The organism is Pontibacter sp. 13R65 (genome assembly GCF_047525655.1).
Lineage (GTDB): Bacteria > Bacteroidota > Bacteroidia > Cytophagales > Hymenobacteraceae > Pontibacter.
Genome location: NZ_JBLIQL010000017.1, coordinates 110,843 through 117,758, shown reverse-complemented (window position 1 = coordinate 117,758; position 6,916 = coordinate 110,843). Strand labels below are relative to the sequence as shown.

At 45.3% G+C, this 6,916-nt stretch carries 6 protein-coding genes; 3 read left to right on the top strand and 3 right to left on the bottom strand.

Translation table 11 applies throughout. From position 1 onward, the window contains the following. Positions 1-3: 3 nt before the first annotated feature. Positions 4-366 carry a hypothetical protein gene (locus tag ACMA1I_RS17530; protein WP_337069724.1) on the bottom strand — a complete coding sequence of 121 codons (363 nt, stop codon included), beginning with the start codon at positions 364-366 and terminating at the stop codon, positions 4-6. Between the two features lie 519 nt (positions 367-885). On the opposite strand from ACMA1I_RS17530, the gene ACMA1I_RS17525 reads away from it, so the two are divergent. The 3 genes from ACMA1I_RS17525 to ACMA1I_RS17515 all read left to right on the top strand — a co-directional run bounded on the left by ACMA1I_RS17525 (position 886) and on the right by ACMA1I_RS17515 (position 3,946). Further along, positions 886-2,142 (top strand): hypothetical protein, encoded by a 1,257-nt coding sequence (locus tag ACMA1I_RS17525; RefSeq protein WP_337069723.1) that lies wholly within the window; start codon positions 886-888, stop codon positions 2,140-2,142. After that, on the top strand, positions 2,139-3,098 hold the full coding sequence (locus ACMA1I_RS17520; RefSeq protein WP_337069722.1) for a glycosyltransferase: 960 nt from the start codon (positions 2,139-2,141) through the stop codon (positions 3,096-3,098). Before ACMA1I_RS17525 ends, ACMA1I_RS17520 begins: the two co-directional genes overlap by 4 nt. Before the next feature lie 662 nt (positions 3,099-3,760). After that, complete coding sequence (locus ACMA1I_RS17515) at positions 3,761-3,946, top strand: CsbD family protein (RefSeq protein WP_337069721.1); 186 nt, start codon at positions 3,761-3,763, stop codon at positions 3,944-3,946. A 128-nt stretch (positions 3,947-4,074) separates the two neighbouring features. Here the strand turns inward: ACMA1I_RS17515 and ACMA1I_RS17510 are convergent, their stop codons facing one another. Together ACMA1I_RS17510 and ACMA1I_RS17505 are read right to left on the bottom strand one after the other, a co-directional pair. Further along, positions 4,075-5,400 carry an FGGY-family carbohydrate kinase gene (locus ACMA1I_RS17510; protein WP_337069720.1) on the bottom strand — a complete coding sequence of 442 codons (1,326 nt, stop codon included), beginning with the start codon at positions 5,398-5,400 and terminating at the stop codon, positions 4,075-4,077. Between the two features lie 105 nt (positions 5,401-5,505). Beyond that, on the bottom strand, positions 5,506-6,789 hold the full coding sequence (locus ACMA1I_RS17505; RefSeq protein WP_337069719.1) for a sugar isomerase: 1,284 nt from the start codon (positions 6,787-6,789) through the stop codon (positions 5,506-5,508). Positions 6,790-6,916 lie beyond the last annotated feature (127 nt).

The window sequence follows — 6,916 nt, the reverse complement described above, 5'->3', positions numbered from 1 at the left end:
TCGTTAAGGGTAAATATTCGGAGCGGTTTGGTTCTTTATCATTAGTAGTTTGCATACTAGAATAAAGAGCCGGCCGCTCTGTTTTGTTCCTACTACTATATTTTCAGAATAAGCTTTATTATATAGAGATTCATCTTCTATTACAGTTCTTCCCTGATGTAGCATTTCTCTTATATGTATATTATTCTGTTTTAGTATATCTTCTGGAACATCCACCATATAAACCCACTCCCTGGAAGGCATAGGACCTTTATCTTTTGAAAAATGAAGAATAACATTGTCTAAAAATAAATCCTCCTTCTTTTTTCTATTTACTGTTGATTCATCTACCCATGTAAAAACGCCATTTAAGGTAGGGTCTTTCATCGGGTAAAAGACAAACTGAACATCTGAAACGCTATCATAGGTATTGTAATGTTTTCGAATTTGCAGAGCTAAGTTTTCGAGATATTTAAAAGGCAATTTGAGGTCTTTTCCATCTAAGCTTATCCAATCGAGAAAACCAGAATTATTAACTGCGACAAGCGTTTGTTTAAGTCCAAGCTTTGAATCTATTACAAACCTACTTTGGTTTACACCATCGCTAAATTCTTTCTAGTCCGCAATGCTACCTAAACTGAGAGCTATTTCTTGAGGAGACTTTTCAACTTTTACTAACTCTAGAATATTATTTATTATTTGTTCTCCCATATTATGAATTGCACCTAACTACCAATTAACCCAAATAAGGTTTATCTGCACTATGAATGGAGCTGATTTTCGTGAATGCTATGAGTTAAGATACACACCTTTAAAGTTCTCCTTACGATTTAGATAAACTTTTCCTAAGGCGCAATTTCTTCCACAGGTAATTTTGTACTTTGCAGCCTGAACCTGCTGTACCCCATGCTCCGTTACCTGAAGTCTTCTTTCTGGTCTTTCTGCTCCATTTTTATTCGAACTATCGGGAGTCTGGGCATCAACAAACTTATTGCGCTGCACTACGGGCCTAACGGCATTACCTTGTATGCCCATTTCCAGAACCTTGTTTCTATTGTTACCACCGTGCCAGATGGCGGCATCAACATAGGAACTATTAAATTTCTGGCTAATGAAGATCCTGCCTCGCAACAATACAGGCAGTATTTCTGGGCTGGCATCTGGCTGAACCTGCTTTGCTGGCTGGTAGCCCTGGCGCTTATCTTTTCTTTCTCAGAATATTACCTTGGTATTTTTCTGGAAGAAGCAGGGCTGATAACCTGGTGGTGGATTGCGGGTTTTGCCACCGGCAGCCTGCTGCTGACATACAACCTGTTTCTGCAGGCCATGCTGCTCTCGAAGCGGGTGCTCAAGTGGCATGTTGTCGGTACCAGCACCGTAAGTCTGGCCGGGTTGGCAGTTGTTTATGCGCTGGGTGGCAAACTTTCTGTGGCTAACTTGCTGCCGCTGCTGCTAGGGGCACAAGGAACTACCTTTTTCCTGATGCTGCCGGTACTTTACTTCAAGAGGCTTATTCATACTTTTAGGCGCATAAAAGTACCCAAAACTGTTTATCTCAACATCGGAAAGTATGTGGTAATGGCCCTGAGTGCTGTCGTGTGCCTGAAACTTACCAACTTTTTTGTGCGCGATTATGTCATTTCCCGCTTCGAACTATACGATACAGGCCTGTGGCAGGCCGTGGTGCGGGTATCAGAGAATTACAGCCTCGTGTATACATCTGTTATCGGTATGCTGTACTACCCGCGCATGGCTGCTTTGGTAGCGGACCAGAACGGGCTGCAAAAATATGTGCGTTCCACGTTTTACCTGGTGTTGCCCGGTTTGCTGGTCGCGCTACTGCTGGTGTACCTGCTCCGCGAATGGGTGCTGCTGCTGCTCTTTAACCAGGATTTTGTGGTGGCCGAGTATCTGTTCGATTATCAATTAATAGGCGATTTTTTTAAGATGTGGAGCATTGTGCTTACAAACCTGATGGTGGTGCGGGCGCATGTGCGGCTCTATATCAGCTGGCAAATCATTACGGCACTATTTTACATGGCTCTTGTCTATTTTCTGGTGGAGCCTTTTGGCCTGGAAGGTGTAACCATGGCCCATGCCATCCGGTATGCGGCTGTGCTGGTTTTTAGTATGGTTTATTATAATAAGTATATTCGCTTATGAACAAGCTGCCACTGGTAACCATTGTCTGCCTTTGCTATAACCACGAGCGATTTTTAGCTGAGGCCCTCGACTCCGTGCTGGCCCAGACATACCCGAACCTGGAACTGCTGGTAGTAGACGATTGCAGTACCGACAGCAGTCCAGCGATCATAAATGATTATTGCCAACGCTTTCCGCAGCTTGCCTATATAAATACTGGCCGCAACAGAGGCAATTGTGCTGCCTTTAACATGGCTTGGCGTGCCTCCAAAGGAGAGTATATCATAGACTTTGCCACCGACGATGTGCTGCTACCCAATAGGGTCACGGAGCAGGTGGCAGCCTTCTCGAAGCTTGATCCTACGTATGGTGTTTTGTATTCCGATGCCGCCTACATAAATGACAACTCCGGGTTTATAGGCTACCACTGTAAGCGCGACAAAAGCGGAAAAGTTACTTCCTTTGCACCCTCTGGCGATGTGTTTCAGGATATTTTGCAGCGCTATTTTATTTGTCCGCCCACTATGTTTGTGCGGCGGCAGGTGCTGGAAGAGCTGCAAGGCTACGACGAAACCCTGGCCTACGAGGACTTCGATTTTTGGGTAAGATCTTCTCGCAACTATAAATACTTTTTCCTTGATAAGGTAACTACCAAGCGCCGTGTGCACGACAGCTCTTTATCGAAGAGTTGGTACACAGCAGGTAGCAGGTTGCTTGGTTCTACGGTTCGGGTTTGTGAAAAAGCTATGCAGCTGGTCAGAACACTTGAAGAACGTGCGGCATTGGCTAAGCGGCTGGAATACGAGGCGCGGCATGCTTACTTAACCGCTAATTATACCGAAGCCAGGCAATTTTTGGAGATGCTGCAGCAGGTGGCGGGTTTATCGAAGGTCTATAAACTGATGTACTTTCTCAATAAGCATAAAGTAAATCTGAGCCTGTTGCGCAAGTGGTATGTAAGCCTGCTGCATCGCTAGTACTTCTTCAAATTAGGATCATGACGTGAGTGTCCTCGCTCGTGCCTGCTTTCCGCGTCCTCCGGCTCCTCTCGTTTATTTGTAACGTTGCTTACAAATAAATGAGAGGAGCACTAGCGGTCTTCGTGTTAAATTACTTATTGAAACTGCAGCAATATTGGTTAGCCTTATATCTAGCATCTCTTTTTTGCTTCTGAAAGGCTACTTTCATTAGAATAATTTGATTGCTATAGACAGATTCTATTTGGCCGCAGCAGCGCTGCCAGGTGCACAACTTCATACTAAACAATCGGAGGAAGTGGGCCTTATCAAGAACGGCCTCGAGTGGGGCAGGAGCAAAGGAGAGTATGTAAACCATCACTTAGATCACAGCAGCTGTAGCCATTGCCGAAGGATCTTGCTGTCACAATTTTTTTAGTCTGACAAAATAGAATAATTCTGCGATAAAGAGGAGCCAGTAGTCGATCTTTTTTACTGCCTCAGAACTAATTCAGAATAATGAAGCGTGGTTGTTAGGTGCATTCATAGGCTTATAATCTTCGTTTGCAGCACGGTGGAAAAGGAGAGAAATGTTCGGTGAAATGGCCATAGCCTTTATAAACTAACTTAGTTGAATAGGATGCGTTTTAATAGTATCAAGTTCAACATAAACCACTAGAATAATGGATAATTTAGAATTAAAAGGCAAATGGAATGAAATAAAAGGCAAAGTTAAGCAAGCCTATGGCGATCTGAGCGACGATGATCTTCGATATGAAGAGGGCAAAGATGATGAACTGTATGGTCGCCTGCAACAAAAAACAGGTAAGACCCGCGACGAGGTAGTGAGCTGGTTGAGAAGCCTGTAAATTAAACTGTTATAAAAGAAGAAAGGAAGCACCTGCAAAGGGCTTCCTTTCTTCTTTTATAACAGTTTTGTATGCGCCATGGAAGGCAATTATTCTAATGAAAATGCCCTTCCGGAGCTTTATGGTGGTTAAAATGCATCCATTACCAGGCAAGCTCCCAGGGCAGTGCCCTGTGCCGATTTTCCTGCTTTTAAGCGCAAGTGAGGAAATGTCCTGTGCAGCAATTCCATAAAAATAGGATTTTTGCTAAAGCCGCCATCTACAAGTAAAATGCTGAATTTGGTAGTGTCTCCTTCCGCAGCTAATAAAATAGAGTTTATTTGTTGCTCCACGAGCTCTACAACCAATTGGTGGTAAGCTTTTTCGTAGGTGTCGTAGAGCGCCAGGTCCAGGTCAATTTTTACGGCGGTGGCAATTTTATCTTTTACCAGTACCTCTTTAGCTGTTTGTGCGGCTTCTGTTTTTCCGAAGCTTTGTATAAGGCTTTCGTCAAAGGCCACTTGTTTAAAGTAGTCGGCCGGTTTCTGGTAATGCGCTGCCAATAGCTTTACCTGCTCCTCGTGGGCATTGCCAATAAACTTGCGCGATGCTTTAACTGGTTTGCCGGTGTAAGTAAGATACTGTAGGCAATCTTGTTTCAGGTCAGAAACAGTAAGCGGTTTTTCTGAAAAAGGATTTAAGGTAATGCCCCAGGTGCCGGTAGAAAGTAGCAGAAAAGGCTCCTGGTACTGCTTCAGGTACGGAATAAGAGCAGAAGAGCTGTCGTGCAGCCCGAGACCTGCTTTTATCGTTTTGTCTCTGAATTTTATTTCGAATGGCTGGTCATGCGATCGAAGCGGAGGAAACAGTTGGTCCAGTCCTTCTGCCTTCACCCAATCGTGGTACATTTTTTTCTCGAAGCTCCAAAGAGCTGTGTGGCAGCCAAGACTGGTATAGTCTGTTACCATTTGGCCGGTAAACAGGTAAGAGATGTACTGCGGCAGGTGTATGGTATGGGCAATCTCCCTGAATACATCTGGCTTACCATATTTGAGCCAGTAGAGCTGCAGACCTGAGTTCAGCATGCCCAGTGCCGGAGAAGAGGTTTGGGCCGCTACCAATAACTTATCGCCGTAGGCATTGTAAAACTGCTTTTCCAGCTCTTCGGGGAACGGCTTTAGGTAATTGTAAAGCGGCGTTATCGGCTCGCCGTAGCTGTTGAGGTGCACCAGGCTGGCACCGTAGGTGGTAAAGTTCACCGCCTTTACATCAAAGTTAGTGTCGGCTTCCAAGGCTTGCCAGATATTTCGGAGCCAGTTTGCCAGCGCCGTTAAATCCTCTCCACTGTCACCGTCATCGTCTGTTATCTCCTCAAAGCTCATCTCATCGTCTTTAATGATCTGGTAGTTCTGATCAAACAACAGAAATTTCTTGTTTGTTTTACCTATATCGAATACTGCAACACAAGGCACCATAATTCGCTTAATAAATTATAAAAATAAAATTTCAACCAGGCAGGGGCAGCACCCCCTTCTGGTTGAAATACAAGAATAATGTTAGTTATGCTTTTAGAAAACAGCTTATAAACCGGTAGCAAAAGATTTGGCGCCACGCTGGCTTACCAATTGCTCCCTGATCTTACCCTCGCGGTAGAAACCAACCGGGTTTAAGGCAGCACCAGCCTGCAGGCGTGCTTCTGCCAGCAGAGGACGCACATCGGTACGGTAGGCGTTCTGCATAATTTCCTGCGCCAGTGTAGCGTCGTTTTCAGCCTGAGCTCTTTCAAGGGCAGGGCGATCTATTATCAGGGCTTGTGCATAGGCTATTTTAATTGCCTCCACAGACTGCAGTAAGTCTTCCAATGGATCTTTTATGTTGTGGCTTGCATCTATCATCCAGCTCAGTTCCGGGTTTTTAATTTCCGGGCTCGACATGCCTTCCACCAGCTCGTTAAAGATCAGGAACAGCTGATACGGCTTAATAGAGCCTACCGTCAGGTCGTCGTCGCCGTATTTTGAGTCGTTGAAGTGGAACCCGCCCAGCTTGCCTTCCATCAGGAAGCGCGACACAATCTGCTCAATGTTGGTGTTTGGCAGGTGGTGACCTAAGTCAACGAGGCCAACTGCTTTTTCGCCCAGCTTGTTGCAGAACAGGAGCGAGGTACCCCAGTCGGCGATAACAGTAGAGTAGAAGTGAGGCTCGTATGGTTTGTACTCCACCAGCACTTTCCAGTCGGCAGGCAGCTCGGCGTAGATCTGCTGAATCGAATCTAACGTTCGTTCGAACATGCGCCTGAAATTTTGCTGGCCTGGGAAATCGGTACCATCAGAAAGCCAGATAGTAAGAGCCTTTGAGCCTAGCTCAATACCGTGGCGAATTACCTCGATGTTGTGCTGAATGGCTTGGTCGCGTACGCTCTTATCAGTGTGCGAAAGGGAACCGAATTTGTAAGATTCTTTCTGGTCGGCCTGGTCCTGGAAGGTGTTGGAGTTAACGGCATCAAAGCCTAGTTCAAAAGAGGCCGCCAGTTGTGTAATGGCTTTAGGGTCTTTTGGAATATCCCATGGAATGTGCAGCGAGATAGAGTTGCTGGATTGGTTGAGGGCATGCAGCAAGCCTACATCTTCAATCTTTTCTTCGAGGCTACGTGGCTCACCGCCACCTGCAAATCGGCCGAAACGCGTACCACCTGTGCCTAGTGCCCAGCTCGGGATGGCAATCTGGAAAGCGGAAATTTTCTCCAGTATAGTTTTTACATCATGCCCTTCGTCGCCGAGTACAGCAGAAAGGCCTTCAAATTTCTTTTTATGCAACGATTGATTTGCCTGGTTATGCTGCTCAATCAGTGATTTGTCTAGTATCATTATTAATTAAATTAAGTCAATGATAATGCATGTATAAAGAAACAGGCGGTTGTGCGGGTGTGGCCTCTTTATCCACGTCCGTCACAACCGCCTGTCTCAGACTTTTACTTTTTGGTATAAAGCTAAA

Bases quoted from the DNA above. Each gene is read 5' to 3' on its own strand.
- ACMA1I_RS17505 (WP_337069719.1), bottom strand. From the start codon at position 6,789: ATGATACTAGACAAATCACTGATTGAGCAGCATAACCAGGCAAATCAA.
- ACMA1I_RS17525 (WP_337069723.1), top strand. From the start codon at position 886: ATGCTCCGTTACCTGAAGTCTTCTTTCTGGTCTTTCTGCTCCATTTTT.
- ACMA1I_RS17520 (WP_337069722.1), top strand. From the start codon at position 2,139: ATGAACAAGCTGCCACTGGTAACCATTGTCTGCCTTTGCTATAACCAC.
- ACMA1I_RS17530 (WP_337069724.1), bottom strand. From the start codon at position 366: ATGAAAGACCCTACCTTAAATGGCGTTTTTACATGGGTAGATGAATCA.
- ACMA1I_RS17515 (WP_337069721.1), top strand. From the start codon at position 3,761: ATGGATAATTTAGAATTAAAAGGCAAATGGAATGAAATAAAAGGCAAA.
- ACMA1I_RS17510 (WP_337069720.1), bottom strand. From the start codon at position 5,400: ATGGTGCCTTGTGTTGCAGTATTCGATATAGGTAAAACAAACAAGAAA.